At 27.6% G+C, this 24,912-nt stretch carries 33 protein-coding genes; all 33 read right to left on the bottom strand.

What is annotated here, in order from left to right; all coding sequences use genetic code 11:
- A partial coding sequence (locus F7018_RS11620) for a hypothetical protein (protein ID WP_150900239.1) occupies positions 1-236 on the bottom strand: 236 nt, incomplete at its 3' end.
- A 123-nt stretch (positions 237-359) separates the two neighbouring features.
- Complete coding sequence (locus F7018_RS11615) at positions 360-791, bottom strand: hypothetical protein (RefSeq protein WP_150900238.1); 432 nt, start codon at positions 789-791, stop codon at positions 360-362.
- Positions 792-906: 115 nt separating this feature from the next.
- On the bottom strand, positions 907-1,608 hold the full coding sequence (locus tag F7018_RS11610) for a hypothetical protein (protein WP_150900243.1): 702 nt from the start codon (positions 1,606-1,608) through the stop codon (positions 907-909).
- A 138-nt stretch (positions 1,609-1,746) separates the two neighbouring features.
- On the bottom strand, positions 1,747-2,532 hold the full coding sequence (locus F7018_RS11605; RefSeq protein ID WP_150900237.1) for a hypothetical protein: 786 nt from the start codon (positions 2,530-2,532) through the stop codon (positions 1,747-1,749).
- 227 nt (positions 2,533-2,759) lie between these two features.
- Positions 2,760-3,182: a hypothetical protein gene (locus F7018_RS11600; RefSeq protein WP_150900236.1), complete on the bottom strand. Its 423-nt coding sequence runs from the start codon at positions 3,180-3,182 to the stop codon at positions 2,760-2,762.
- Positions 3,183-3,406: 224 nt separating this feature from the next.
- Complete coding sequence (locus F7018_RS11595; protein WP_175578719.1) at positions 3,407-4,267, bottom strand: SH3 domain-containing protein; 861 nt, start codon at positions 4,265-4,267, stop codon at positions 3,407-3,409.
- 71 nt (positions 4,268-4,338) lie between these two features.
- Positions 4,339-5,001, bottom strand: a complete 663-nt coding sequence (locus tag F7018_RS18485; RefSeq protein ID WP_175578718.1) for a hypothetical protein — start codon at positions 4,999-5,001, stop codon at positions 4,339-4,341.
- 21 nt (positions 5,002-5,022) lie between these two features.
- Entirely contained in the window at positions 5,023-5,565 is a 543-nt protein-coding gene (locus F7018_RS11585; RefSeq protein WP_150900234.1) for a DUF2199 domain-containing protein, read from the bottom strand.
- Positions 5,566-5,646: 81 nt separating this feature from the next.
- Positions 5,647-6,543, bottom strand: a complete 897-nt coding sequence (locus F7018_RS11580; RefSeq protein WP_150900233.1) for a hypothetical protein — start codon at positions 6,541-6,543, stop codon at positions 5,647-5,649.
- A gap of 12 nt (positions 6,544-6,555) precedes the next feature.
- Positions 6,556-7,113 (bottom strand): hypothetical protein, encoded by a 558-nt coding sequence (locus F7018_RS11575; RefSeq protein WP_150900232.1) that lies wholly within the window; start codon positions 7,111-7,113, stop codon positions 6,556-6,558.
- A gap of 268 nt (positions 7,114-7,381) precedes the next feature.
- Positions 7,382-7,900, bottom strand: a complete 519-nt coding sequence (locus tag F7018_RS11570; protein WP_150900231.1) for a hypothetical protein — start codon at positions 7,898-7,900, stop codon at positions 7,382-7,384.
- Between the two features lie 151 nt (positions 7,901-8,051).
- Positions 8,052-8,576, bottom strand: a complete 525-nt coding sequence (locus tag F7018_RS11565; protein WP_150900230.1) for a hypothetical protein — start codon at positions 8,574-8,576, stop codon at positions 8,052-8,054.
- Positions 8,577-8,651: 75 nt separating this feature from the next.
- Positions 8,652-9,500, bottom strand: a complete 849-nt coding sequence (locus F7018_RS11560; protein ID WP_150900229.1) for a hypothetical protein — start codon at positions 9,498-9,500, stop codon at positions 8,652-8,654.
- A gap of 86 nt (positions 9,501-9,586) precedes the next feature.
- Entirely contained in the window at positions 9,587-10,045 is a 459-nt protein-coding gene (locus F7018_RS11555; protein ID WP_150900228.1) for a hypothetical protein, read from the bottom strand.
- A gap of 337 nt (positions 10,046-10,382) precedes the next feature.
- Positions 10,383-10,628 carry a hypothetical protein gene (locus F7018_RS11550; protein ID WP_150900227.1) on the bottom strand — a complete coding sequence of 82 codons (246 nt, stop codon included), beginning with the start codon at positions 10,626-10,628 and terminating at the stop codon, positions 10,383-10,385.
- Positions 10,629-10,661: 33 nt separating this feature from the next.
- Positions 10,662-11,297: a hypothetical protein gene (locus F7018_RS11545; RefSeq protein WP_150900226.1), complete on the bottom strand. Its 636-nt coding sequence runs from the start codon at positions 11,295-11,297 to the stop codon at positions 10,662-10,664.
- 58 nt (positions 11,298-11,355) lie between these two features.
- On the bottom strand, positions 11,356-11,823 hold the full coding sequence (locus F7018_RS11540; protein WP_150900225.1) for a hypothetical protein: 468 nt from the start codon (positions 11,821-11,823) through the stop codon (positions 11,356-11,358).
- A gap of 94 nt (positions 11,824-11,917) precedes the next feature.
- Complete coding sequence (locus F7018_RS11535; protein WP_150900224.1) at positions 11,918-12,982, bottom strand: SMI1/KNR4 family protein; 1,065 nt, start codon at positions 12,980-12,982, stop codon at positions 11,918-11,920.
- A 178-nt stretch (positions 12,983-13,160) separates the two neighbouring features.
- Positions 13,161-13,754 (bottom strand): hypothetical protein, encoded by a 594-nt coding sequence (locus tag F7018_RS11530; RefSeq protein WP_150900223.1) that lies wholly within the window; start codon positions 13,752-13,754, stop codon positions 13,161-13,163.
- Positions 13,755-13,824: 70 nt separating this feature from the next.
- Positions 13,825-14,409, bottom strand: a complete 585-nt coding sequence (locus F7018_RS11525) for a hypothetical protein (protein WP_150900222.1) — start codon at positions 14,407-14,409, stop codon at positions 13,825-13,827.
- Between the two features lie 26 nt (positions 14,410-14,435).
- Positions 14,436-14,876 carry a heme-degrading domain-containing protein gene (locus F7018_RS11520; protein WP_150900221.1) on the bottom strand — a complete coding sequence of 147 codons (441 nt, stop codon included), beginning with the start codon at positions 14,874-14,876 and terminating at the stop codon, positions 14,436-14,438.
- A 180-nt stretch (positions 14,877-15,056) separates the two neighbouring features.
- A complete protein-coding gene (locus tag F7018_RS11515; RefSeq protein WP_150900220.1) occupies positions 15,057-15,719 on the bottom strand; it encodes a hypothetical protein in 663 nt (220 codons plus the stop codon).
- A gap of 208 nt (positions 15,720-15,927) precedes the next feature.
- Complete coding sequence (locus F7018_RS11510; protein ID WP_150900219.1) at positions 15,928-16,473, bottom strand: hypothetical protein; 546 nt, start codon at positions 16,471-16,473, stop codon at positions 15,928-15,930.
- A gap of 262 nt (positions 16,474-16,735) precedes the next feature.
- Positions 16,736-17,431 carry a hypothetical protein gene (locus F7018_RS11505; RefSeq protein ID WP_150900218.1) on the bottom strand — a complete coding sequence of 232 codons (696 nt, stop codon included), beginning with the start codon at positions 17,429-17,431 and terminating at the stop codon, positions 16,736-16,738.
- Between the two features lie 153 nt (positions 17,432-17,584).
- Complete coding sequence (locus F7018_RS11500; protein ID WP_150900217.1) at positions 17,585-18,154, bottom strand: hypothetical protein; 570 nt, start codon at positions 18,152-18,154, stop codon at positions 17,585-17,587.
- Between the two features lie 43 nt (positions 18,155-18,197).
- Positions 18,198-18,833 (bottom strand): hypothetical protein, encoded by a 636-nt coding sequence (locus F7018_RS11495; protein ID WP_150900216.1) that lies wholly within the window; start codon positions 18,831-18,833, stop codon positions 18,198-18,200.
- 204 nt (positions 18,834-19,037) lie between these two features.
- Positions 19,038-20,183, bottom strand: a complete 1,146-nt coding sequence (locus F7018_RS11490) for an acyltransferase family protein (RefSeq protein WP_150900215.1) — start codon at positions 20,181-20,183, stop codon at positions 19,038-19,040.
- A gap of 91 nt (positions 20,184-20,274) precedes the next feature.
- Positions 20,275-21,150: a LytR/AlgR family response regulator transcription factor gene (locus F7018_RS11485; protein WP_150900214.1), complete on the bottom strand. Its 876-nt coding sequence runs from the start codon at positions 21,148-21,150 to the stop codon at positions 20,275-20,277.
- 516 nt (positions 21,151-21,666) lie between these two features.
- Positions 21,667-22,401 (bottom strand): tetratricopeptide repeat protein, encoded by a 735-nt coding sequence (locus F7018_RS11480; RefSeq protein ID WP_150900213.1) that lies wholly within the window; start codon positions 22,399-22,401, stop codon positions 21,667-21,669.
- Positions 22,402-22,430: 29 nt separating this feature from the next.
- Positions 22,431-22,967, bottom strand: coding sequence for a hypothetical protein (locus tag F7018_RS11475; RefSeq protein ID WP_150900212.1), 537 nt, complete (start codon positions 22,965-22,967; stop codon positions 22,431-22,433).
- A gap of 199 nt (positions 22,968-23,166) precedes the next feature.
- Entirely contained in the window at positions 23,167-23,721 is a 555-nt protein-coding gene (locus tag F7018_RS11470) for a hypothetical protein (protein WP_150900211.1), read from the bottom strand.
- Positions 23,722-23,786: 65 nt separating this feature from the next.
- The gene (locus F7018_RS11465; RefSeq protein ID WP_150900210.1) at positions 23,787-24,302 is read right to left on the bottom strand and encodes a hypothetical protein; all 516 of its coding nucleotides are present in this window, start codon (positions 24,300-24,302) and stop codon (positions 23,787-23,789) included.
- 58 nt (positions 24,303-24,360) lie between these two features.
- Positions 24,361-24,900 carry a DoxX family protein gene (locus tag F7018_RS11460; protein WP_150900209.1) on the bottom strand — a complete coding sequence of 180 codons (540 nt, stop codon included), beginning with the start codon at positions 24,898-24,900 and terminating at the stop codon, positions 24,361-24,363.
- Positions 24,901-24,912 lie beyond the last annotated feature (12 nt).

The raw sequence follows: 24,912 nt of genomic DNA, 5'->3' as shown, positions 1-24,912 counted from the left end.
TCCAATTCTTTTGTCAAATAGTAATTTCCTTTTACTGATTCATCTTTTTCTTTTACTAATAATTTTGATAAATGTTCAAACTCCCAATTCCGATTTTTAAATATTCTATTCGGGAGATTATCGAATTTAAGCATTCCAATTAGAAAATGATAAGATGAAATGTAATTCCAACCTAATTCAATTGCGGATTCTCTACTATACATTGATAGTTGTTCAAATTCCTTACTGTGCTTCATTTCTTAAAATATTATCATTAATGTAGGTCCAATAATTGTTTCAGAAAAGATTGATAGAGCGATTATAGACAGAAATATAATCCATGGCTTTATAATTAGTAGTTTCTTCAATTTTGTTTTTTACTATCGATAACAAATCAATTTTATTCTCTCTTCATTGGTATCAAGAGCAAACTGTCCTATACTTTCTATTAACTCTTGAATTCTTATTAAGTATTGTTCATTTGAAGGTTCATTTGTTACCGCTTTTGGAAAAATCAAATATTCAATTTCTTTAAAAGCCAACCAACCTCCAAGCGAATTGATTCCCTCAAATCCATTTTGCCAATAATCAAATCCGTAAGTTGTGCCTTCTTGAAGATAAAGTTCGCCTATCTTTTCATTTTGTACTTTCTTAAATTCAATTTTTTCAATCCAATTCGAATTGTCAACGAGTCTATCAATCAAACGAACCCATTTTGAGTTTGACATTAGATGCTCAGAGAAGCGAACTATTGATTTTTCAATTTCCCGTTCAAATTGCTCATCGTATCTTTTTGCTTTTTTTGTTCTCATTTTAATTGTAGGTAGCTTGTTTATATGTGGAATATTGTTTTTGGTATTTGTTTAATATGTTTGGCTAAGCGGAACTTTAGGTGTTTTGTGGTTATATATTGATGTATGCCGTTTTTTATTTATAATAATAATACCAGTTACTTTCATAATTTGTGTCAAAATTCTCTTTGCTATCCAGAAAAACCGAATAAAAATTTTTCTTAAAATATCCAAATTCGTCATACTTTTTCAATATATCAAAATATTGTTCATTCCATTTTTTATGTAATTCAGAATCCTGATATTTCTTTAGTTGCTCATCTGTATATAAAAAAATGGTAGCACTATTAAATCTTCTGTGAATCATCCATATTTCTGGATTATTTATTTCCGATTTCAATTTTTTGATTTCTTTATTGGGCAAGTTTTCGTTTGCTTCATCTTTTGCTATTGTTTCAAAGTCAGAGAAGTAAACAAATAGATTGTTTGAATTATAAGTTAGTCCAAGCAGTTTTTTAATCCAATTCGGCTTATTTTTCAATTCATAATTCGATGTTATTTCTTCAAATTTTTTCGCAATTTCATTTTGCTTGTTTTTGTCAAAATTATAAGTCCTATTGTCTATAAATTTCCCTTTGTCTTTTGCATATTCAAGACAAACTTGTAGTCGTGGATTAGATTTTTTATTATCAATAAAATCGAAGATTAAATTCAATGTTTTCACATTATATTTTTTGTCAATCCATTTCGCAAGTGGCTCAAATTCATCTTTTATACTTGAAATCCCTTGCTTTATTTTTTTGGTTGACTTATAATCCTTGTCAGAGGTAAATATCATTTTTTTTAGTGCGAAATATGTCATACAACGTCTTGTCTAAGAAACGTTGCATTAGTTTTTCTTTTGGTTTATAAATATACTTAAACATTTGGGGTGTCAGAATATTTTCTCGGTAGGAAAATCCGTAAGCAATGTTTTTTAGGTTTTATTGTGTTTAGTTTTACTAATCATATTTAGCTGCCTCAAACACCAATTAGTTTCTCTTTTAATTATATCGTCAATTTTTCTTTCATATTCAATTTCTGTTAGTTTAGTAGTATTATGTTGGTATTCAAGATTAAGCCTTATTGAAGTAATTAAAGTTAAATGTGCTTGTTTCGTTATTGTCGTTAAATCTGAATAGATTTCGCCTTTATCAATTTGATTACAAATATTTTTAAATTTATAAAAAACATGAGTGTAATCAGTAGAATCAAAAAGATCTTCTCCCTTTAATACTAAATCATTTGTTGGTTTTAATTTGGTCATATCTATATGATTGATAATTTTTCTAGCTTTAACTAAATATGAATATAAACTACTTGGCCAAGTAGGCTCAGGAGAATACCATAAAAGAGATCTTTCTAGGATTAGAGTTATAAAATTAAGTAGCGTAGTATTGTTACATTCCTCTATTTGGTAATCAATATTGTTTTTTAATTCTATCTTCTGGTAGGAAAACAAATCAACTAATTTTATATGAGATTCTATTAGTACGAGTTCGGAATTTTCAGAAAACCATTTTAAAACTTCGGATTTAGAGTCAAAAGATATGCAGAGATAAAATAATCTTTCAATATCATTTATGACTGCCCATGGGTAATTTAAGTTAATGTCAGGTATATAAATATTGATCCAGTCATATCGTTTTAATAATGTTTGTTTGTCTATATTTAAGTAAAACCAGTCAGAAACATTGTATTTTGTTATTAATTCTCCTACCATAAGGTTTTATTTAATTTATTTCAGATTATCTTTTAATTAAACAGAACTTGTTTATATATGGAACTTTGTTCCTGTTATTTGTTGAATGTGTCTGGTTGAGCAGAGCTTTAGGTGTTTTTATAGAATTTAAAATAGCAATTAAATTTTTTAAATATTCGAATATAGCTAAAAAAAGAATTTGCTTCTACTTTTAGAAGTAGGCTAGAACGAGTAGTTGCTTGTGAATGTTATGCGTTCGTTTTCTTTTCTAAATAATGTTTGTAGCTCTCAAAAGCTTCTTCGTCTGCTCCTTCTAAAAGATTCATTACAGCATAGGATATACAGTCTATCCAATCAGCCAAGAGTTCTACTTGTTTTTCGGTTATAAGATTGTTTCGTCTTAGCATTCCATCTTCCTCAACACCCCAGGCCTTACTAAAATGACAAATTCCCCAAAAGCTTGAAATTAATTCACGTTCAATATTTTCTTTATAAAAGCTGTTCTTTAAAACTTTTAAAATAGACATTAATTCATGAAAATTAGATTCAATTAATTCACCGTTGAAAGGTCTTAACATGCCTAAAAATCCATTTTCGCTTTTAGGATGAGAATAATTATCATGGGTAAAACTATGGTGTTTTAAAAGTTCTTTTGCTTCTTGTTCAGTCATTTTAATATTCTTTATCGAGTACTTTTTTTAAGTTAGTTTTTTGTCTATATCTTTTTTAAATTAGTCTTACGACAATTAATGAAATCAAAATTACCGTGAAGATTACAGATCCAATAATATTAAAAATTGAGATTTGACATTCAGTTTCTTTTCTTTTAGTCCAAATGTAAAATCCTATTCTGTCATTTCTTTAACGTGCTATACAAATTGCTATGCTTAGTTCTTTAACATCCCATAGGAATTTCAAATTCAATGATTTTTTCAGTAATCTGATTGTTTTTATCAGTCAAGATAACTTTTAGAAATATTCTACTCATTGAAACTCCGCTTGGATATTCATTTGTCTTTTTAATATTTTTTACCAAGTTAGCCCATCTTTGTCCACAAAACTTGTCCACAGCATTTTTAAGTTCACTAATCTTTACGGGAATAAATTTTTCCCAATCTTTACTTGAGTATTCAAAAGTTTTAAATGAATTTTTGATTTTATCATAGGGCAATTTTTTCCATTCAGAGTAGAAATGTTTCCATTCAGTTAGATCGCAATGAGGACCTTCGTCCATTATTGTTATAGTATTTTCGTGTCGTTGAAAAACTTCTACTTTCTTATATTTTTTCTGAATGATTTTAAAGAATTTGTTTTCGGGTGTACCAGATAAATCCAAACTCAATTTAGCGGTGTCTTTTTGAACTTTTGTTAAAGCAACTAAATCTCCCATAAGTTGAATGTTGTCTATTTCAACTATAAATCCATCAAACTTTATTTCTAAACGTTTTTTTAGAACTCTATCTATCAAAAATCCGCTAAAAACATAACCGTTTATCGGTTTTTCATCCGCAATTCCCTGAACTTTTAGCCATGAGCCATTTATTTTTTCTCCATTGTCAATAATCGAAAATTTAATACCGGTTTTTTCTTGAACTTCAATTTTCTCAGCATATTTGAATTTACCTAACCTTTTTGAGTTTTTATTAGGCTCTTCTCTGACTATTAAACCATTGTCAGCACTAACATATAGAATCTCTTGTCCATAAAAAGGACTGTATGTTAATATTAATAGTATAATTAAAATTATTTTCTTCATTTTCATTAATGTTAACTTGTTTAAATGTGGAGTTTTAGGTGTTTAAATAACTAAAAATAATTACTAGTTCTTTAAGCTTTAAACTCCATAATGTCAAGTTTCATTTCTTGACTCCAAAACTCCATTTTGTCTTTATAAATTCTTGTTATTGGATATCCGTCAATTTCTCTTTTCGATTTCCAAGTCAAATGAACAACTGCAATATTTCCATTTTCCAGTTCCAACACAATGTCATCATTATTAGTTTTTCTTGCTATTAATTCAATTTTCTTATCCTGTAATAAATGATTTTCAGGTAACTCAAGTTTGAGTTCATTCATTAGAGCTTCAATATTTTTTTCCTCCATTTCCATTGCATCACAATAGGGGGGAAGATAGTCCAATACAAAAATTGAGGTATTAAGTTCTTCTTCTAAATTTCCTTTCTCTAATAAATCAGCAATTGTTTTTTCAATACATTCTCTAGTTAGTTCTTTGACAAAAAGATCAGGTGGTGCTAGATAAAGTCCATTTGCATTTTCTCCGCTTTTTTCATCTTGTTTGATTGCAGTTTCAAGGAATTTATATGTCCAAACGTTAATCCCATATCTTCTTCCGTCTAATGTGTTAACTCCAATGTTTGCGAAATCATTTTCAACATCATCCCAAGGACTTGTCACTTCAAATTCAAGCCATAATTTGAAAGGAGTATTTCCGATTTCAATTATTTTATCACTCAATGGATTTGGTTCCATATTTAGGCTTTTAATATCCATTTATTTGTTGTTTGATTGACTAATAAACTTAACAATTTCCATAGCCTTTTGATATGTTATTCCATTCTTTTGGTCAATAGCTAATTGATGATTCTCTTCCGTAATTTCAATTTCAGGGATAACTCCAGCATCTTGTTCAATAGCAATTGACTTTATGTTAATCGTATTTTCGTAGGTTGGGATTTGATTTTGAATCCACCCAAAATATGGTCCGAAATCTTTTCTGTTTTCACTATTCCAACAATCCATTCTGATTTTAAAGTTTTCTTGACTTATAGAAGTCCAAATATCAAAATAAAGATCTTCTTTAAAATCTATTATTGGAATAGTTACTCGACCTCTATGAAAGAAATGGGTTTTGTCAATAACACACAAGCTCTTTTCCAATTCCACACGTTCTTTAATTTCATTGGGAGGAATAGCGTAGTAATAATCTGGGAGCTCAGAACCAAAACATAAGAGGATTCCGTTATATTCGGTTTCGCAGCGATTACATTTTATGGGTTCTTCTTTTTCTTTTGTAAATATTTTAAATAGTTTCATTAGCTGTCTATGTCTAGAGTTTAATGGTTTTGTGTGTGGTTAGTTGCAATTTTTATCAAATACACTCTGAAATTATTCACTTTATATCTTAGTTATCCTAATGTTTGTTTTGATATTATCGTCTTTTGTTAGGATTGAACTAAACATAGATTGAAAAGATTTTATTTGTTGGCCTTTAGCACTTTTAGTCTTCTCCAATAATGTTTTTAGAAGTTTTCTTTCACCAGAAAAATATAATATATAAAACGCAACTAGAAGCTTACTATTAATAATAGAAATTACATTATCATATTTGTAATAATCACTTTTTTTATCTTCAATATAAGAAGAAAAGAAGTCAAGAGAGAAGTTCATGTCAATTTCATCATCGTAATATTCAGTATAAATTTGTAGAGAAATATTTAGAATATCATTATCCAAAAACAATCCATTAGTTTCTAGATTTGAAGCGTCTTCTTTATATTGGAAAGTCTTATATAAACAACTGTATTCTAAATCAATTAAGTGGAATAATTCTTCTGTTTTTTTAGTTTTGTTTATCAAGCTAGTCAAGTTATCATAAGTCTTGCTTATTCCATCAAATTCTTTTCCTATGTAATATATTGAATCGTCTAGAGAAGAAAAGTTTGTGAAGAAATTACCACCTATTCCCTCAACTCCAATATTATCTAATTCACTCAATATACTAAAGCTTTGACAAGGAGCCCATCCTAATAAATCTGCTTTTACAATATCAAAAGCATATGGTAATTCGGGCATAAAATAATAGGGGCTATCATCTTTTGTTAGCTTTATACTATCTACTTGTTTTAGGGAGTATACGAATAATGATTTTAAGAGATTGCAGTTTGGAGTATACCCTTTAATATCTCTATATTGTTTGAAATGCTGAGGTAATTCTTCTTTAAAAAAAACAATAAAAGAATCAGCGTTTTTAGGATAGAGTTCTTTGATTATTTGCTCTATGTTTTTAGTCATTTCTAATTACTTTTAATTTATTTGAACTTTAAGTTTTGACTCAATTTGATTATCGATGAGTAATTCTATCTCAAAATCATTTTCTATTTTCATATAGGCGAAATTGGTTTGTCCGTATTCACAAATCCGTTTTACTATCTTCCCAATAATGAGAAGTAGTGCTTTTTGAATTTCTTTTTGATAAGAGAAAAAATCAGGAAATATTAACTCAACGTTCCATAGAGTAGTTTCTTTTACTCTAGCATTAGGTTTGTATTTAATATTTTCAGGTCTTCTGCGCTTAGAATTAAATAGAACTGATGCTTCGAAATCCTTAAATTTAGGACGTGCTTCAATTTTAATCTTTTCAATAGGCTCTGGCACCTTTAAGAATAGAATTCCACCACCAAATGTATTAAGTATGGTAAATCTTCCTTTTGCTAAAAATTGATTAAAGTCCGCCTTTAAATTTTCTTTTTGAATAGGTTCAAGGTTAGAAGCAATAAGTTTGAATTCTCTATCCAAGTCGTAACTGAAGTTATTACCTGTAGTGAATTCTACCTTTTCAATATTTTCTAAAAGTTTTTTCATTTTAATTGGGAGCAATTTGTTTATATAAGGAGTATTGTTCCTATTGTTTACCTAATGTGTTCGGTTATGCAGAACTTTGGGTTAGTAAAATAGCAATGAAATTTTTTAAGTATTCGAATATAGCTAAAAAAAAGAATTTGGCTGTAGATACGGATAGCCGAATACAATGATAAGCTTTGTTGAAGTTGTTTTTTTGGGGTGTTTTGTTGATGTTTGAGCTATGATTTTGCTATGGAGTCATTCGAAGGATTATTCAGCCAAAATTCAGTTATAAATTAAACTTTTCTATAATTCTTTGCCACAATGAATTATAGACATTGTTAGTTGCTGATTTTTTTTCTAATTCTTTGTAATTCAGTGATGTTTTTACATCAGTTATTAGTAGTGAAATGTTAAAGTTTAATTTATTCCGTTTTACTTTTGATTTTACAAGACCAAGTTTTTCAACTATCGTTTCCGTAAAAAATAGTTGTTGGTCGGTTTCAGATAATTTAAAGAAATTATCTCTGTCAAGAATTATAGGTACTGCAATTGATTTTTCTTTTGGTTTATAATTTTCTATACCTCTCAAGTTTTTTCTCAAATAGGGGATTGGTTTTACGTAAACCTTAAATAAAATTATTTCCAATCCATGTCCGTAATTATTCCATTTCAAATGAGCGAGTTTATTTTTCAGTCCGTTGTCGCCCCATAAGTAATTCTTGACTAACTCTTTGTCATTATCGCCAATGTCAAAACTCGCAAAAAATCCAATTATATTTTCGTCAATTTTTTTGTCATCTTTCATTATTATGAACTACAATTTATGTGTGTATTTACTTAGTGTGTTTGGTTAAGCGGAGTTTTAGGGTGTTTTTATACAACTTAAAATAGCAATGAAATTTTTTAAGTATTCGAATATAGCTAAAAAAAAGGTAAGCTTAGTTGAGGTTATTTTTTTAATAGTTATTTATAGTGTTCGTCCACGACTGGTCAGTCGAAAAATCAAGTTGTCCGTTAAATGTAAAGTCGTAAATATCAGATTCAACTATCCAAATATTTTTGTCTTTCCGTATAAATGTTATTTTTTCGCCTTTATCTAATGGAGTTATTCCATAGTCAGGAGAAAAAGCAATTAATTGTCGAAACAACCGAGAATGAGAAGGGGTTTCTGCTGTTATTGAATTATCTAAAGTATCGAGTTCAATGAGCAGAGATTTAGTACTGTATAAGTCTGTTAGTTCCTTTCCTTGTTTGAATACTGGGTTTTTCTCAGTTGTAACGATAAGTACTTGATTGTACCCGTCTGTTATTTTATATTCATTTTCAATAGAATCAATTTTAATAGTTGAATTGTTGTATGTCTTAAATGTTGTGCTGATTTCCCAATGGTCAACATAGTCGCTAATATTCAAGGCGTTTTGTTGTCTACAACTTGATAAAACAAGTGTAAAGAAAGCTGCTATTAATAATAGGTTTTTCATAGTTTTTTTAATGTCCCCCCAACGTTTTGACTAAGCGGCGTTTTGATGTAGTTTAGGAGGTGTTGTGTACTGTTTTTATTTCATTTGATTTAATCGTTTTGAAATATAATCATGAATTTCAATTTTATCTTCCGAATAAGGATAAAAAACAGCAATTTCTTTATCAAATAGCTTAAAAAAATTCATTTTAAGCTTTATACCATCTATAATGATAGAGTCTTTTTTGAGTTTAGATATACTATTTAAAATTTCACCTTTAATATTTACATTAGGATATTCCTTTTCTAAACTATTTACTATATCAAATAAAAAATCATTGTTATAAGGCATAAACATTACTTTGGAAGCATATGAATTTGCTAGACTATCCAGTCCCATTTTTTTAAGAATCCTAAACCTGTTTTTTTCGAATATTATGATATCTCTATAAGCATGGTTTCCACATGTATATTTTTTATTATGTTTTCTTTTTTCTGCTAAAGATAAATCTAACTTTACCAATGCTTCTTTATAGTTTTTAGATTCGAATTCTATTTTAGATAGATATTCCAAAGACTTAACTCGTATTTCCCAATTCCTTTGAGAGTATAAAATATTTGGATAGTATAAATCTTCTGAAAAGTCTGATTCGCAAAAAGTTAAATCTTTAAGAGTTAGTTCTTTTTTTAAAAGTATCTCTTCAAATAGAGTTTTTGCTAATTCCTTTTTATTGAGGTTATAATAAATTGATGCTAAAGCAAAATCTACACGAATATTTACCTCATCGTTTAAATTACCTTTTAATTCTTTAAGTTGCTTTATTGTACTTGTTGTATCCTTTTTTATGTAAAATTGTTTTGATATTTCTCTGGATATATCACACACTTTTTGAGAAAATATAATTTGTGAAAAACCAAGGGTTAATATGATTATAATTTTTTTCATAATAGTGTACAACTTGTTTATATACGTAATATTGTTCCTGTTGTTACCTAATATGTCTAGGTAAGCTTAGTTGAGGTTTTTATTTTTCAAAAATATTTTGCATAAGTGTTTAATATTTCTTCAATTGAATTCATTGAACTAATCTCCTTTTTCAAATTATCTTTATCTCCTTTGATTCTTATCGCATTTCTTTCAATTCCAGAAATCATTAATCCTTTTATTTCTTCAATGTCCATAGTTCGTTCAACTTCATCTGGAAAAACTCCGGATTGAAATTCAGTTGGTATTATAAATAGAGTATGTCCATTCTTCTTTTCGAACTTAGCTATGAAAACTTTACCAGTACTATCTACAATTCGATCATTTTTATTTCCTTCCCATCCCCAGAAGTCAATGTCTACAATTACTTCTTCAATAGTCCTTTTTATAATCGGGTCATCAGGAATATTTGGGTCATGGTGGAAAATTGGATATTTTAATTTAACTCCTTTTTCCGTCTTTTCCCATGCTTCCTCTAGTTTTCTAAATGGATTAGATTTTATCATTTATTCAATTGTTTACAACTTGTTTATATGCGAAATGTTGTTTTTGTTATTTGTTTAATATGTTTGGCTAAGAAGAGCTTTGGGGGTATAGAATTTAAAGTAGCAATTAAATTTTTTAAGTATTCGAATATAGCTAAAAAAGAATTTGGTTATAGGTACTGGTGATTAAACAGCGAAACAAGCTTGGTTGAATAGACATTGTTGCTCAATATTTTTATTCTTTTTCTAATTCAATAATTAATTCATTTTGTTCAATATTTTTTTTGACTGTGAATTGCTTTGTTTTATATCCATCTTTCCATAATTTTATTTTTGGTTCAACATTTGGACATAATCCTTAATTATCTGAGCTCATAACAAATAGTCCAATTGAATCTGTTGAGAAAATTCGATTAACTTCTTCTGAAGAAACGGTAGAATTTATAATTTCTGTACTTCTCACGTTTAAGAATTCTAATTTTACTTTTTCAATCGGTTCTTTTGTGTCTGAGTCAATTACTTTTCCATCAATGGTTAACCAACAATCACAAGAAGTCAATACAAAAGAAATCAAAATTCCGATAAATAGTTTTTTATATTTCATTTAGTTATCATTATTCCAATATATAAGAGGAGTTTATTGGTTAGAGAATATTATTTCTTCATTATTCATATCATGTTGTCCAATTAAAAACACAAATTTGTCTTCAAAATTAATTTTTTCAAAAAACTTATCATTATATAGTTCTGTTAGAACTTCATGAATTGCTAAGTATCCTCTAGTAAAATATATTGAAATGAAATCATCATACCCATCAATTTCATTACAGAACACCTCAGTGTTAAATAAATTAGAATATTTAGTTTCATAATCACTCAACTTTTCTAATTGATCTAAAAAAGATAAGGTCAAGCTCATAGGACCAATGGTTTCATGAAAAACATTAGTATATTCGGTAGATAAATCTCCGTCTTCCTCTTTTAAAGTTACTCCATAAGTATTAGCCAATGAGCCAGAAGTAAAATGATTATTGTGTTCTATTAAATATCCATTTATTTTTGGCTGTTCATTATTTTTATATCTTTCAAGTGATAATTCTAATCCATTAATAAATTCTGCTTTTAAGTCTTTTTTAAATTTATCAAAGTCAAAATTATTTAAGTGATTCAATAATTCATTGAAAAGAAAAAAAGGATTTTCAATTTCTTTAAAATCGTCTAAGCTACATTCTATTTTTTCTTCAAGAATTTCTTTTATCAGTTTATTAGTCATTATTAAGATAGATTAATTAGTTGCAATTTGTTTATTCAATTTATTTGACTAGGTGTTTTTACATAGCTTTTTTTAGTATTCCTTCGTTTATTATTTCAGTTTTTTCATAAAAGGGATTATAATAATCAGACTTCCATTCTCCGTTTCTAAAAATATAGGAAGAGTATTTATATTCCAATTCACGTTTAACTTTTTTTCCTCTTTTGTTAAATAACCAGCCAATTTCAAAAATCAGATTATCTCCTTCGTTTGGCTGGTATTCGAAATCGAAACAATTTTGTTTGTTTAGTTCATGTAGTATGAGGCTTTCAGTTAATTCATTAGTCAGGTTTTGAGAAGGAGTAATCATTAAACCGTCCATTCCGTTCCATTCTGTACCTAAAAATCGGTTTAACCTCCACTTGATAACTTTCAAGAATTCTTTTTTGTCTAAACGTTTTATTTCGTCAGAATATAGTTCCTGAATTTTGTTTTTATTCATATCAGAACAAGCACATAGTTCTAGTTTTTCTGTTCGGTCACACATAGTTTTTCAAATGGTTTACCTATTCACAAAATTTTCGATTTTGAATTGGCCTTTATTTTATGGTTATACTTTCATTTTATCACTTAGATTACTATTATTTACGCACATTATTGGCAATAGTTTTTATATCTGAATCAGTTACAAATTCAATATATTCTAATACTCCTGAATTGTCTATTTCTCTAAGTTTATTAATTTCATTTAACCACTCATTAGATTTATCTTTATTATACAAATGGATATTTCTTAAAAAAGCCAAAGGAGACTCTTTTGCTAATTTTGAAATTTCTTCAATTGAATTATCATAATCATACTTGGTTAGGAAGTTCAGTATGCAATTTTTTTGATCTACTTGTTGAGTGTTTTTGTACTTTTCTTTAAGTTTCTTTATAGAATTATTGGATAATGCTTTAAAGCTTCTTAATTCACCTAATCTTCTAAATTTCCAATAATCATCAGAAATATCTGAAATAAATTGATTTACAACGTATTCTTCTGTAAGTTCACTTATATTAGAATCCATACGCATAATACTTTCTCCCGATATAATTGTATCAAGCCAATTCTCATACCAATCTAAAAAATTAATTTCTTCTGAAAAATGAGGGCAATATTCTATTTCGTCATAAGTATGAACAATTCGATCTTTATTTTTTCCTTTTAAGATAATACCTAAATAGCCAGAGCATCCAGAGAAGCCTATATTTAATATTCCAGAATAGGCTTTTGCTATTTCTTTATCATAATCTTCATTTGAAATATTATTATCCATTTTATCATAGATTTTATTCCATTCATCTTGTGTAGTACTTTCGTTAAAAAAAGGCTCTTTTTCAAGATATTTTAGAGAAGGTTCTACAATAAAATGATAAGGATGACCTAATTTAAAAATCCCATAATCAGGACCTGCTCCTGAATTACCTACAACAGAGTTTTTATTCTCTAATCCACCATTCCCAATTTCAGTTAAGAATGTTCTATAGTTATTAGGAAGAGTTATATTATATTTTTTTTCGAAATTATTTACTTCTTGCATATTCAAGGGTGAATTCAAGATATACTTATGTGAAGAAGCTCCAAATACTTCAAGAAAAGAGTCTGTATTTTTAGCTAGTCGCAACTTTATTTTAATTCTTTCTATTTGATTGAGTGTTTTCATTTCAAATTACCGAAAACTTATTTATATGCGTAATATTGCCCTTGTTGTTTGTCTAAAATGTCTAGCTAAGCGGAACTTTGGGGTAATAAAATAGCAATTAAATTTTTTAAGCATTCGAATATAGCTAAAAAAAAGAATTATACTAGTAATGAATTATGTAAGTATTTGCTTATAGTTTTTATTCTATTAATGCTTTTTTTAGAATGTCTTTATTTTCATAATTTCCATTTTCTACGATTCGATAGACTTTTTCTTTAAACAATTCTAATTCCGAATTTGCTCTCTTTAACTCGTTTATAAATTCCGTTTCGTTAAATGTTAATTTTGTTTTTATTTCTTTGTCTTTAGGTGTATAGTCATAATATTCAGATAATTCAATTTTATCCCCTTTATTACGATAAAAAACTGACGGATGCCCAATCCATATTTCTTTCCATTCTTTAGATTTTTCAGTAATAATTTTTTCCCAGTTCAGATAATCGTTTAATTCACTACAGCATTGGTGTTCAATTATTAGATTATCTTTTTCAATTCGTAATCCGCCATCTAATGGAATAATTTGATCATAATAATCTTGCGGTTTTATTTCCTCAATATGAGAGTTAATAGTTGCTATTATCAAATCATCAGTTAACTTAGATAAAATTAGTTCATTATTATACTCATCAACTTTAATTAATGCATTAATTTCAGCCGCTTTTTTATAAAGTTCCGTGTAACTCCATTCTTCTTGAATTGGTTGTGAATATAATAAGTACTCGATTTTTTTCAAATTGTGGGTGTTGGTTTTAGTAACGAGTTGTTGCAAAGTAATTACTTATAGTCATTGTTGCACCTCGTTTTTATTCAAATATTTTATTCAATTCTTCAATTCCAGAGTGTTGAGCTATTTTCCTGCTAATGGTCCAAATCTCATTTTCCCATATTTTCCAACTTTCCGAATTAGGATTATTCAGAATCATTTTTATTTCAGTGTTTGGAGCAAATATTAAATATTCATATCCAACTCCATCTAAGGTGATTCCAGGATTTGCATCAAACATTTCGTAAGATGTGAGGTTTCTAATCTTATCCTCGAATTCGTTAGTTTTAGTAATCATGTGGAATTCATTAATCTCTCCTTGGTTGTCTATTGTGAAAAGCCCTTGAATTAATTTTTCGGGATTTTTAAATTCTCTAAATACAGTTTTATCGAATTTTATAGAAAATAACCAACACCATCCATTAAATGACTGTGCGATATTAATTAACCAACTGTATTCAATATGCATTTCATTGGTTCTCCAATTTCGTTCGTCTCGGATTGTGATATTTCCAGCTCTTAAATTTGGAATTCCTAATTTAGAACATAAACTAGCAATTACTTTTTGATGAAGCTTTAGCTTGTTCAATTCATTTTCTCTTATGGTTTCTGTTCTGTTCGTCATTTTTTAATGAGGTACCATTTGTTTATTTAATATGTTTTTTCATTCAGAGCGTCAATAATTATTTTATGATCTTCTTCATCGTGTAATCCTGAAACTGTAATAACTGCGATCATTCCAGCATTTTTAACGAAAATAGGAATAGATCCTCCTTTGGCTAAATATAGCTTTGGGTCAAGTGCAAATGTTTCAGGTAAAGTCATATTTCCATTTTTAAAGTCGTGTTTTACACTTAATGAACTTTCTTCAAAGTGTTTTGCCACATTTGCCTTCCTTTTCAACCAGTTATGTTTATCTGCAGGTAAATTATCATCTACAAATAAGAAAATTGTGTGGTTCAATCTCTCAATCTGTACAGCAATATTTTGATTTCTTTTTTGGGCTAAATTTACTATTGCCAATCCCATTTCAAGTCCAATTTTATTATCGAATTTTTCCAGTTCTATTTTTCTAAGTGTTTTTTCTTTCATTTCTTTTTTTTGATTGGTTAATCTGTTTTGAGATTTAATTTATTCCTACAAATAGAATTGTCAATAAGATGAAATTCTTCATTTTAGTTGCTTTTTTTATTGCGAACAATTTGTTTGTAAATGGAACATTATTCTTTATTTAATGAGACTGATAAATCGAGGTTTTAGATGTTTTTATTATTAGTAATCATGCATTTCTAATTCATCAAAGTTTTTTATTTCAGATAGTTTGATTAGATTTTCTATTTCAATTTTACTCCAAGTTTCTTTAAAATTTTCTTCACCGTCATTATCACTTTTATTCATATTCTTTTTGATTAGTTTTTTTCTTGTCAAAAAGTTAATACTTGTCTCTTTAATTGTAATTGGTCCACGATTACTACTTGAATCATATCCAATTAATTCTAAATTTGAGTTCTGAAACCTAAAAGTATATTTCCAATATCCATATCTGCCATGACCATAGTGTATGTATAATTTGTTGTTTTTTATTTCAATCCATAATTCAGGAGGGAAATAAACTCCACCGTCTTCATTTTCGGATGAAAAACAGTTGAGATTTTTATCAGTAAGTTGATAGCCTTTCTTCTTTTTAAACAGTACTATAATTCCACGTCTGTTTCTATCAACTTTTTTGTTAAATCGATTTGTAACGATATTTGCTGTACCCGTTTTTTTGATTATTAAAACACAATCTTTTATTCCATCTTTATTTAAATCTCCAAAATATTTTTCAAATAGAGTGTATCCTTCAGGAATAAAGTTAGTAAGAGCGTTGTTTTGTGCTTTACAGTTAAAGATAATCAATAACAGAAAACCTAATATTTGAAGTGTTTTTTTCATATTGTGAGCAATTTTTTACGCGTAAAACTTTAGGTGTTTTTTACAGTTAAAAATAGCAATTAAATTTTTTAAGCATTCGAATATAGCTAAAAAAGAATTTGGTTATAGATAGAGCGAACTAAATAATAAAGGGAGCTTGGTTGAGATTGTTTTTTGGGGAATAACGAGGTAGTATAAGAATAATTAAGCTAGAGATAGGTAATTATTTTTACACTTTGTTAGCAATTGGGCTTATTTTTTCAATACAATATTCATTCGAATCAAGTCCGAATAATTCATTTTTTTTGAGGTTAGGATGATTTTTAATTAGTTCCATTAAGTTTTCAAATGTTTCTTCTTGGGTTCTAATTTCACCAAGTTCGAAAAACCATTCTGAAAAATATATCAATTCAGAAATTCCATATTCAAACGCAATTTTCCGAAACACATTTCTAATTCCGTTAGTCAAATCAAGGTTTTGTTTATCTGTGAACCGAAACCAAGAACTAAACAAATCAAATGAGCCAGAAAACTCTATAAAGTTAGGATTGTCGAAATAGATTTTTAAGTTTTGGTCAAGTATTGGTAATTTATAGAATTCAATTCCTTTAGATTGAGTTAAATTCCATTCTGTTTTCTTTAGTCCAATATCTAGTTTTTGTTTTATAAAATCAAAGTCTAATTCTGTTTTATTTAGAATTTCGAAAACCTTTTTTTTTTCGTTCTCGATTGAGTCCATTTTTCGTAATCCTATTATTTGAATCCAAACTGCCATTCTGTTTTGTCGATCTTTTTGTTAACGTTTTGTCTAAGCTGCGTAAGGTGTTGTTGTGTCCTTTTTTATGTAAAATTGTTTTGATATTCCTCTGTATACATCACATGTTTTTTAAGAAAATATAATTTATGAAAAATCAAGGGGTAATATGATTATAATTTTTTATAATACTGTACAACTTGCTTAGCTGTGTAATATTGTTCTTATTATTTATCTAATATATTTGGCTAATAGGAGGTTATATGTTGTTGGTAGTCGTTGTTTAATCACCATGAAAATGGAGCCCGTTAATAAGTGGTTTTCCAAAAGTTATTTCTTTAAAATTAAACCAGCCAATTAAACCAAATTCAGTTTTAATTAATACTTTTTCTAGATCATTATACTTTCCGCTTGTTTGACCAAGTAACACTTCTATTTCGTAGCCTTTGGGTAAGTAAGCAACTTTTTCAAGGAATTTATCTGTTTTGTAGATTTTGATTGGATAGTTGAGTTTTCCTTCAACTCCAATATGGTAAAAAGGTTGATTTACTTCTTGGTAACTATTATGAATAAATTGAAACTTCCTTTTTTTGTCAAAGTACGAATTGGCATTTCCTTCTATATAAATTGTGTTTCCTTTAAAATGTAAAGTTGTACCAGATTCTTCTAAGATTATTTTTCCATTATATACAGCTATAAATGCAGGGTCATCACTCGGTGCCTCGGTATAATAAAATTCAATTTTAATATTATCATTAACATTCCAATATCCAATTAAAGTAGTTGGGAGATCATATTTATAACAATCTATAGAATCGTTACAAAACTTGTTAATCAGTTTAAATTTGGAATTTTTTTTAAAACCAAATTTTCCATTTAGATAGCTTGAATTAATATTAATGTATTCCAAGTCAGAAAAACTAAATTGAGCAAAAGTTGAATTTGTTATTAACAGCATTAAAATTATTAGTCGTTTCATAATTATTTACAACTTGTTTATATATTTTGTTAAGTGAGGCTTTGTTAATGAAATAGCAATTAAATCTTTTAAGCATTCGAATATAGCTAAAAAAGAATTTGGTTATAGGTACGGATGGCCGAATAAAATGATAAGCTTGGTTGAGGTTGTTTTTTATAGTTTTCCATTGTCTGATATTGAAAATCTATATTTTTCCCCATTTTTATATCCACAAATTTCGGATAATATAGTTTTAGTTATACTATAAGCTTTATTAGTGTCTTCTTCACAATAAAAAGCAAAACAGTCAATTGTTTGTCCATTTTTATAATGTACATATTTACTGGAGTTAAATAGAATATTCATTTTTTCTAAAAGTTCTGAATTTGTATTTGTCATAGAGTCAAAAACCCAATGAACAACAAACCCAAATTCTTTCTGATTTTTAGTTAACTTTTGATTTATCATTGCTGGATGAATTATTTGTATTTCAACCCAATTACTATGATTAATATCAATTTGAAACAAATGATTTTTCTCTTTAAATGAATCAATAGTCTTTTTTAAGATATTATTCAATTCAGATATATTAAGTTTTTCTACGTTCCTATTTGTCTTTTCATATAGTTTTTTTGAAAAATGATTAAATATTTTTCTTTTTAAACCTTTTTCAGGAGGTATAAGAAAAGCTTCTCCTTCAATTATAGTTTTTTTCGAAAGTAGTTGTAGAATTATTTCGTTCATTTTTAAATTACATTTTAAGGTCTTGTATAACCGTCAGTTGTGGTTATGCACTGTTGCCATTACGGGTTATTTTCGTTATTGGAATTAGTTCAAGTTTTTCTTTTTTAGCGATATGAGTCAATTCTATTAATATCTTTTCTAATTCCTGGATAGACTTTAAATTTTCCTTTCTAGTGTCGATATTTTTAGTAAATGCATATCTACTAAAGTTAATATTGAAATAGGCATATTCTTTGGCTTTTTGTAAATATTCATTATTGTTCAAGTGGTTGGTTAATCCATAAATGCTAAATTCTACTATTTTAGGTGTTCTAACATAAATATCAAAAATAATTTGATAACCATTTATTTCTCCTAACAGAACATAATCTTTGAGGCTGTTGTGATTAGCTTTAATTGCTCTTTGCGTAAATCCGATTTTATCTAAATCAGAGTATGGTTTTTTAGAAAGAATCCGTTTTTTATGTTTCCTTTTGAGAAACCAATCTGAAATCCAAGCAGACAAAACGAATGAAGGTGCGAAAATTAAAGTTATGGAATAAATTATCAAAATCCATTTTATTGAAACTTCTGAGAAAAAGAAAAATAAATAAGTAGAAAATCCAAAAGTCAGGATCCCACTTATCCATAAATATCCTTTAATCAGAAATCTTTTATTTAATTCTAGTAGTTCGTTCATTCAGCTTGTTGGTAACTTTTTTATATGCGGAACTTTAGGTGTTATGGTTTAGCTTAAAATAGCAATTAAATTTTTAAGCATCCGAATATAGCTAAAAAAAAGAATTTGATTATAGATAGAGCGAACTAAACAACAAAGTAAGTTTGAGGTTACTTGGTTGTTTAGTTAACGGTATTATTTAAGATTGGTAGCGGGTTCTCGACACTAAATTTTTAGTTTGCAACTAGCTTTTCCCGATTTTTTATATGTTTTTTTCATTCCGAAAAGTAATCTTATAGCGTTAAATGGGTAAATGAAAAAGCGATAGATAAATACTATTGTTATAAACGAACTAACTAAAAGGATGAGAAGTTTGGAAAGGATATTTAAATCAAACTTAACTATATAGTATGCAAAAACTACAATAACAGTTTGGTGTAAAATATAAAATGGGTATATAGCTTCATTCATTTGTTTAAGATATACACTTGGTTTGTTAAAGTAAACTTGTCCGTACCCCAGTATGGTTATAACAAAACTCCAACCTAATATACAGCATAGCCCATACCAAATATCCCAACGAACGGAAATGCTTAAATAAGGTTTTACAAGATTATTTGGAATGAAATAGTAGCTATAGAATAAAAGTGAGGAGATTAAAAGAATGATTATGTGAAAATGTCTAGATCTTTTTAAGTTGTCCCAAAAGATTTGTGAAGACGCAAATAAAATACCAACAATAAAAAAATAGGTATAATAAAATGTTTCTGAAAAATTTGTTAGAGATGATGCCCCGGTTGGATAGTACCTTTTAAGTATTATTGTTCCTAACATTAAAGGTAATCCTCCTAATAAAAGTCCAATTTTGTATGAGGATATTTTCTCAAGCCAATTTCTAAGAGTCATAGATTTTTTAGATTTAAGAAAAAGTATTAAAGGTATTGCAATTACAGAAATTACATAAAGGTTTTCTATAAACCAGAGATGATTTATTTCAAAACGTCCTTGTGTGTAAATCTGCCAATAAGAATTAAATTCATTAATATATTGATAATACGTTTGTGGAGGTACGATAAAAATTACGCCAAAAAAAAGTGGAATTAGAAGTCTGCCTGTACGCTCTTTAAAGAATTGTTTCCAAGTTCGTTTTGAGAATGCGAGAACAGTTCCTGTACCTGATATCAAAAAAAGCAAGGGAAGTCTAAATTGCTCAAAATAAACCATAATATCATCCATTAGTTTGCTGGATTGAGCATTCATAATATGAAATCCGTCTCCATTAAACGGCATTCCTATATGGTGAAAATAAACGGCCAAAATAGCAATAACTCTTAACCAATCTAAATCGTATCTTCTGTTTGTAGTATCCATTAATTTTGTTTTTTGTGGCAATAATAAAAACAAAATCAGCTTGGTTTTTAGCTAAGTGATGAATAGCAATTAATAGTGATGAAATACAAACTTAATTATTTTTTAGATTTATATAGGTCTGGTTAAACTCTTCAATTTTTGAACGAGAAACAGGGATTGTTCTATTGGAATAGTTTTTTAAATGAAGTGCATATCCTTGAGCATTTCCAGAAACAGATTCAATAACGTTAAGATTTACGACATATGAACGATGTGTTTTAAAAATGAACGGATAAGAATTTAATTGGTTCAAAAACTCTTTAAGAGTTAGACGTTTCATTTTTTTTTCATTATCAGTTGAAGAATCATAATATATTTCTAGATAATTTCCATCCACTTTTGCATAAAGGAATGTTCGAATATTTAATTCAAAATTTTCTTCTTTTATAGGAGTAGTAATTTGAACAACGTCATCAGTTATATTATTGTATTGTTGATTAATGGGAAGTTTTTTTAAATCATCCGAGCGTTTGTTAATTAAACGTTGCAGATTTAAAGGTAGAATAATTAGTAGTAATAAAATACCAACTAAAAAGGTGTTTCTTATTTCTTCCCATAAATATCTAAAAGACCAGTTATCAGGATTTGTATAAATAAAATCTCGAATTAAGAAGCTTGCAATACCAATAAGAAATAAAATTATTGCTAAATGTAGAAACTCCTTGCCTAGAGTCCAATTTTCAGTGTTTTTTACCGTCTTCTTGAGTAAGAAAAAATAGATAAAAGCAACTGGTATTGGCATAACGGAATGCAATGTTATAATCCATAAGTAATCCATTTTATGTTCTTCAACATTTACAACAAAGGGATCAAATAAATACGTAAAAAGAAAGCTAGCGATTGCGATAAAGCAAAGCAAGAGTAATACTTTTTTTAATTCTTCATAGTAAAATGGATAAGGTTGTTTTATATAGGTGTCAACTCGCATTAGTTTTATATGTTATTGTGGTGTAGTTTTTATTTTTTTTTAATGAGACATAACTTGTTTAGATACTGTGCTAATTGTAGTTTTTTTATTCCACTTTATTCGTAACCATTTTGTTGTTTCCGATAAAAAAAGCCAAGCTATTTGTATTATGGTTTTTGTCCAAGTAAAATTTTATTTGAGCATCAATATTATTTGCTTTAAAGGTGCTTTTTTTCAAACTCTAAATTCGTAAATATAACTTGAGGATAAATAAGAGTCACTTTTATCTTTAACAATTTGAATTATTAATTCAGAACTTTTTTTAACCTAAAACAATATTTTTTTTCATTTTAGCTTTAGATTTTGTCTTAGAGCTGAAGACCAGAATAATGAGTGATAATATGAGTAATTTCGTTTTTTTCAAATATTGAGTGTTTATTAACAGTTTGTCTTTGAAAATGTAATGTGTGAAAATGTATAAGTATTTAGTTAAAGCTTGTTAGTTGTGTTTTGTGAACCGTGTTGTAAAACGTTATTTTAATTCTTTTTTGGAAACATAATGTTCAATTCATCAAGTGAACAAGATTTATTTCCAACATTCTTACCAACAGCAAAATTTTCAAATTTTAATTCTTTACTATCGATAAGTTTCTGTAAATAATCGGTCTCAAAACCTAATTGTTGCAATTTGTCTTTCCCTTTTTTAACATCACTTATTTTATCTAAAAAATAGTAAGCATATATCTGAACTCTAATCAGCCTTTCAGTCTCGTAAATGTTTTTACTTTCTGGTATTATTGATTCAGAAAACTCAATTGCTTTTTCAAAATCTCCATTAAATAATAATGTTGAAGCAATATCTGCTTTTAGGATAAAAGAATCAGGGTAATTATCTAAAAGTTTTTTTTCTACGTTTAAAGCGCTCTCAAAGTCTCCCATAAACATTAGCCCTTGTGATTTTAAATAGAGGGCTTTATAATTTAGAGAATCTCTTTTTAAGCACTCATCAAGAAGATTCATTATTTCAAAAAGATTTGGATTGGAAATAGTTTTTGAATGGGCTAGTCGAAAATATAATTCTGCGTTGTTTGGATTTTTACGTATTAAAGTTTTTAGTAGCTTATTAGCATCTTGAAAGTTGTTTAATTTTTGATAATTAGTTACTTTTTTTAGTTGAAAACTTACATCAATATTTTGATATTTATTTTCATTTTTCCTCTTACAGGAAAATAGTAAAAAAGCCAGAATTATAAGTGTTATTTGTTTTGTCATTCGTTTTCTTAAAATGTTTTACAACTTGTTTATATGTGGGGGTTAGGTTCGTTTTTCGTTTTGTTATATAAATTCATTAGCAGTAATTCCGCACTTTTTGTTGCATTCAATTTTCCACTTTGAAATTCAGAAATAATTGCAAATTTTGGCAAAATTTCTAAATCATCTGAAGGTTTTAGTAATGAATCAATTTTTATTTTGGTATTTAATTTCTTTACTGTGTTTAGTTTATTTCTTAAATCGGTTTTTGTGTACTCGAATCTTTTGACTATTTTTTTCTTATTCGAATCATTTTTTTCAATAGATTTGAGTTTAATAATTAACGAATCAACAATTCTATTGTGTTTAATTACAGAGTGATAAATCAATGCGGAGTTTTCTCCTTCATATTTATTTATTCGTCTAGAGTTAATTTCGTTAAATAGTTTTTTAATTTTCTTTTCTTCAACTTGATTCAAGCTATCTAATTTAACTCCCATTATCGAAAATGAGTTTTCAACTTTTTTTGTTAGCTGATTACAAGAAATCAATGCCAGAGTTAATAATGTCAGTAATATATTTTTCATAATTAAGTATAACTTGTTTATAAGGGAATATGGTTCCTATTATTTAGCTAATATGCATAGCTATACGGAATTTTAGGTGTTTTTATGTGACTTAATAGCAATTAAATTTTAAATATTTGAATATAGCAAAAAAAGAATTTAGTTCTACTACTGAAGTATATTAGATTGAATAATTAAATAAATGCTATTGTAGTGTGCTTTAATATCCAATATTAAAAATTCTAAATATTATAAATAATGCAATGCCTATGTAAAAAACTACTGACCTCAATTTATCTGAAATGTTTAATCCTTTTAATATGCCTAATAAGCCAAAGAACATGAACAATACGTTTATTCGATTTGAGTACTTTTTTCTATTAGAGTTATAGTCTTTAGTTTTTAGCAATGAATGATTTTTTAATTTAATACTGTATATATTAATATCATTATTTAAATCAAGTTTGTTTAGATCAGACTTACTAATTTTTATTTCTATAAATTGTCCTTCTTTTAAGTTTGAAATGTATTTACGATTCTTGCTGCTAATAGCACCATTTAAGATTTGAAATCTAGCATTGTATTTCTTAGCGTAAAATATATAATCAGCTTTATTTCTTTTTTCAGTTATGTTTTGAAAGTCTTTCTTAAGTTGAATTTTTAAATTCACTAATTCAGAATACTCTAAATCATATTTATTAAATCTAATTAGGCTCCATATCAAGATTGCTGTTCCAATTAATAAATAGATCCATTTATTTTTTGATTTTGTCATTAAATTAATATTATAACTTGTTTATATGAGGAGTATTGTTCCTGTTGTTTACCTAATATGTTTGTCTAAGTTGAGGTTTTAGGTGTTTTTGTTTTTCTTCCTGTTAATTTTGTCAATATATCTTTCGCTTTACTAGTCAATTGGTTAGGTGGGTAAATATGAAGTGTTGAAAAAGCAGTTAATATCCAACCTGTAATTACAAGTCCGCTATTTGGGATTTTCTTTGTTACTTTAAGTTCGTTTCTTGTAATAGTTGTTGTTTCAGTAAAATTTGGAGTTAATGAAAGTCCGAGAAGTATTAGTCCTACAAAAGTCAACAGAATTGCGAAGTAAAAATGTTTAGTCCACCAATTATTCAATTTATTTATCAATCTAATAGGAAGTCCTAATATTAGACAGCAGAAAATTGTTAGAATTGATAAGATTATTGCGAACGCCGATTGGAAAAGAGCTAGTCCGATAAAGCTATCAAAACCACTTTCATAGTCTAAAATGGCAAAGGCCATATAAATACAAACTGTTAAAATAAAAGTTGTACCGAGCTGTATTCCAGTTGTTAGTATGTTAATTATTTTATTCAAAAACTCTTTTTTCAAATGAACACAAACTTGTTTATGTGTGGAGTATTATTCCTGTTATTTACCATTTGATAGTAATAAAATATTCCAGAATTCTTAACACAACAAATATTCCAAAAGCTATTAGAGTTTTTAGAAAGAATTTGGCTTTTTTTTGTTTTGTTTTTTCAGTTGCTAGTAACGTTTTTATGCTATTTACTAACTTTTCTTTACTTAGCCATAAAATAATCAGAATCAATAACTGATATAGAATTGCGGCTTTCAAAGCTCCTAAATTAACTCCAAAGTATATATCTTGAAAGATAACATTTACAAGTATGGTTGAAGTAAATAAACAGCCAATTATTCGAGTTTTTTTTAAAAGAATTAAAATTCCACCAATTATTTCAAAAACTCCTAATGTGATAGCAAATGATTTTGAGTAACCATAAAATGCCCACATCAATTCCATTCCAGTCATTTCATTCACGGTTTTGTCAATTTCTACAGCGCCGTCAAATTGGAATAATTTCGCACCACCATAAATAAACATTGCTAAAACAACAACCCAACTGATTGCATTTTCAAATATTTCAATTCTATCTTTTTTGTTAAAATTCATTCTAAGGTTCAG

It is taken from the genome of Tenacibaculum aiptasiae, assembly GCF_008806755.1.
Taxonomy (GTDB): domain Bacteria; phylum Bacteroidota; class Bacteroidia; order Flavobacteriales; family Flavobacteriaceae; genus Polaribacter; species Polaribacter aiptasiae.
The sequence above is the reverse complement of the archived record's forward strand: the minus strand, read 5'-3'. Positions and strand labels throughout refer to the sequence as shown.

Excerpts from the sequence above, each read along its gene's own strand:
- F7018_RS11595 (WP_175578719.1), bottom strand. The coding sequence starts at position 4,267 with ATGAAGAAAATAATTTTAATTATACTATTAATATTAACATACAGTCCT.
- F7018_RS11495 (WP_150900216.1), bottom strand. The coding sequence starts at position 18,833 with ATGAACGAACTACTAGAATTAAATAAAAGATTTCTGATTAAAGGATAT.
- F7018_RS11560 (WP_150900229.1), bottom strand. The coding sequence starts at position 9,500 with ATGAAAAAAATTATAATCATATTAACCCTTGGTTTTTCACAAATTATA.
- F7018_RS11525 (WP_150900222.1), bottom strand. The coding sequence starts at position 14,409 with ATGACGAACAGAACAGAAACCATAAGAGAAAATGAATTGAACAAGCTA.
- F7018_RS11535 (WP_150900224.1), bottom strand. The coding sequence starts at position 12,982 with ATGAAAACACTCAATCAAATAGAAAGAATTAAAATAAAGTTGCGACTA.
- F7018_RS18485 (WP_175578718.1), bottom strand. The coding sequence starts at position 5,001 with ATGGAACCAAATCCATTGAGTGATAAAATAATTGAAATCGGAAATACT.
- F7018_RS11550 (WP_150900227.1), bottom strand. The coding sequence starts at position 10,628 with ATGAAATATAAAAAACTATTTATCGGAATTTTGATTTCTTTTGTATTG.
- F7018_RS11615 (WP_150900238.1), bottom strand. The coding sequence starts at position 791 with ATGAGAACAAAAAAAGCAAAAAGATACGATGAGCAATTTGAACGGGAA.
- F7018_RS11515 (WP_150900220.1), bottom strand. The coding sequence starts at position 15,719 with ATGAAAAAAACACTTCAAATATTAGGTTTTCTGTTATTGATTATCTTT.
- F7018_RS11470 (WP_150900211.1), bottom strand. The coding sequence starts at position 23,721 with ATGACAAAATCAAAAAATAAATGGATCTATTTATTAATTGGAACAGCA.
- F7018_RS11500 (WP_150900217.1), bottom strand. The coding sequence starts at position 18,154 with ATGAACGAAATAATTCTACAACTACTTTCGAAAAAAACTATAATTGAA.
- F7018_RS11490 (WP_150900215.1), bottom strand. The coding sequence starts at position 20,183 with ATGGATACTACAAACAGAAGATACGATTTAGATTGGTTAAGAGTTATT.
- F7018_RS11545 (WP_150900226.1), bottom strand. The coding sequence starts at position 11,297 with ATGACTAATAAACTGATAAAAGAAATTCTTGAAGAAAAAATAGAATGT.
- F7018_RS11520 (WP_150900221.1), bottom strand. The coding sequence starts at position 14,876 with ATGAAAGAAAAAACACTTAGAAAAATAGAACTGGAAAAATTCGATAAT.
- F7018_RS11570 (WP_150900231.1), bottom strand. The coding sequence starts at position 7,900 with ATGAAAGATGACAAAAAAATTGACGAAAATATAATTGGATTTTTTGCG.
- F7018_RS11540 (WP_150900225.1), bottom strand. The coding sequence starts at position 11,823 with ATGTGTGACCGAACAGAAAAACTAGAACTATGTGCTTGTTCTGATATG.
- F7018_RS11605 (WP_150900237.1), bottom strand. The coding sequence starts at position 2,532 with ATGGTAGGAGAATTAATAACAAAATACAATGTTTCTGACTGGTTTTAC.
- F7018_RS11460 (WP_150900209.1), bottom strand. The coding sequence starts at position 24,900 with ATGAATTTTAACAAAAAAGATAGAATTGAAATATTTGAAAATGCAATC.
- F7018_RS11510 (WP_150900219.1), bottom strand. The coding sequence starts at position 16,473 with ATGGCAGTTTGGATTCAAATAATAGGATTACGAAAAATGGACTCAATC.
- F7018_RS11505 (WP_150900218.1), bottom strand. The coding sequence starts at position 17,431 with ATGAAACGACTAATAATTTTAATGCTGTTAATAACAAATTCAACTTTT.
- F7018_RS11575 (WP_150900232.1), bottom strand. The coding sequence starts at position 7,113 with ATGAAAAAACTTTTAGAAAATATTGAAAAGGTAGAATTCACTACAGGT.
- F7018_RS11565 (WP_150900230.1), bottom strand. The coding sequence starts at position 8,576 with ATGAAAAACCTATTATTAATAGCAGCTTTCTTTACACTTGTTTTATCA.
- F7018_RS11610 (WP_150900243.1), bottom strand. The coding sequence starts at position 1,608 with ATGATATTTACCTCTGACAAGGATTATAAGTCAACCAAAAAAATAAAG.
- F7018_RS11475 (WP_150900212.1), bottom strand. The coding sequence starts at position 22,967 with ATGAAAAATATATTACTGACATTATTAACTCTGGCATTGATTTCTTGT.
- F7018_RS11555 (WP_150900228.1), bottom strand. The coding sequence starts at position 10,045 with ATGATAAAATCTAATCCATTTAGAAAACTAGAGGAAGCATGGGAAAAG.
- F7018_RS11480 (WP_150900213.1), bottom strand. The coding sequence starts at position 22,401 with ATGACAAAACAAATAACACTTATAATTCTGGCTTTTTTACTATTTTCC.
- F7018_RS11585 (WP_150900234.1), bottom strand. The coding sequence starts at position 5,565 with ATGAAACTATTTAAAATATTTACAAAAGAAAAAGAAGAACCCATAAAA.
- F7018_RS11600 (WP_150900236.1), bottom strand. The coding sequence starts at position 3,182 with ATGACTGAACAAGAAGCAAAAGAACTTTTAAAACACCATAGTTTTACC.
- F7018_RS11485 (WP_150900214.1), bottom strand. The coding sequence starts at position 21,150 with ATGCGAGTTGACACCTATATAAAACAACCTTATCCATTTTACTATGAA.
- F7018_RS11580 (WP_150900233.1), bottom strand. The coding sequence starts at position 6,543 with ATGACTAAAAACATAGAGCAAATAATCAAAGAACTCTATCCTAAAAAC.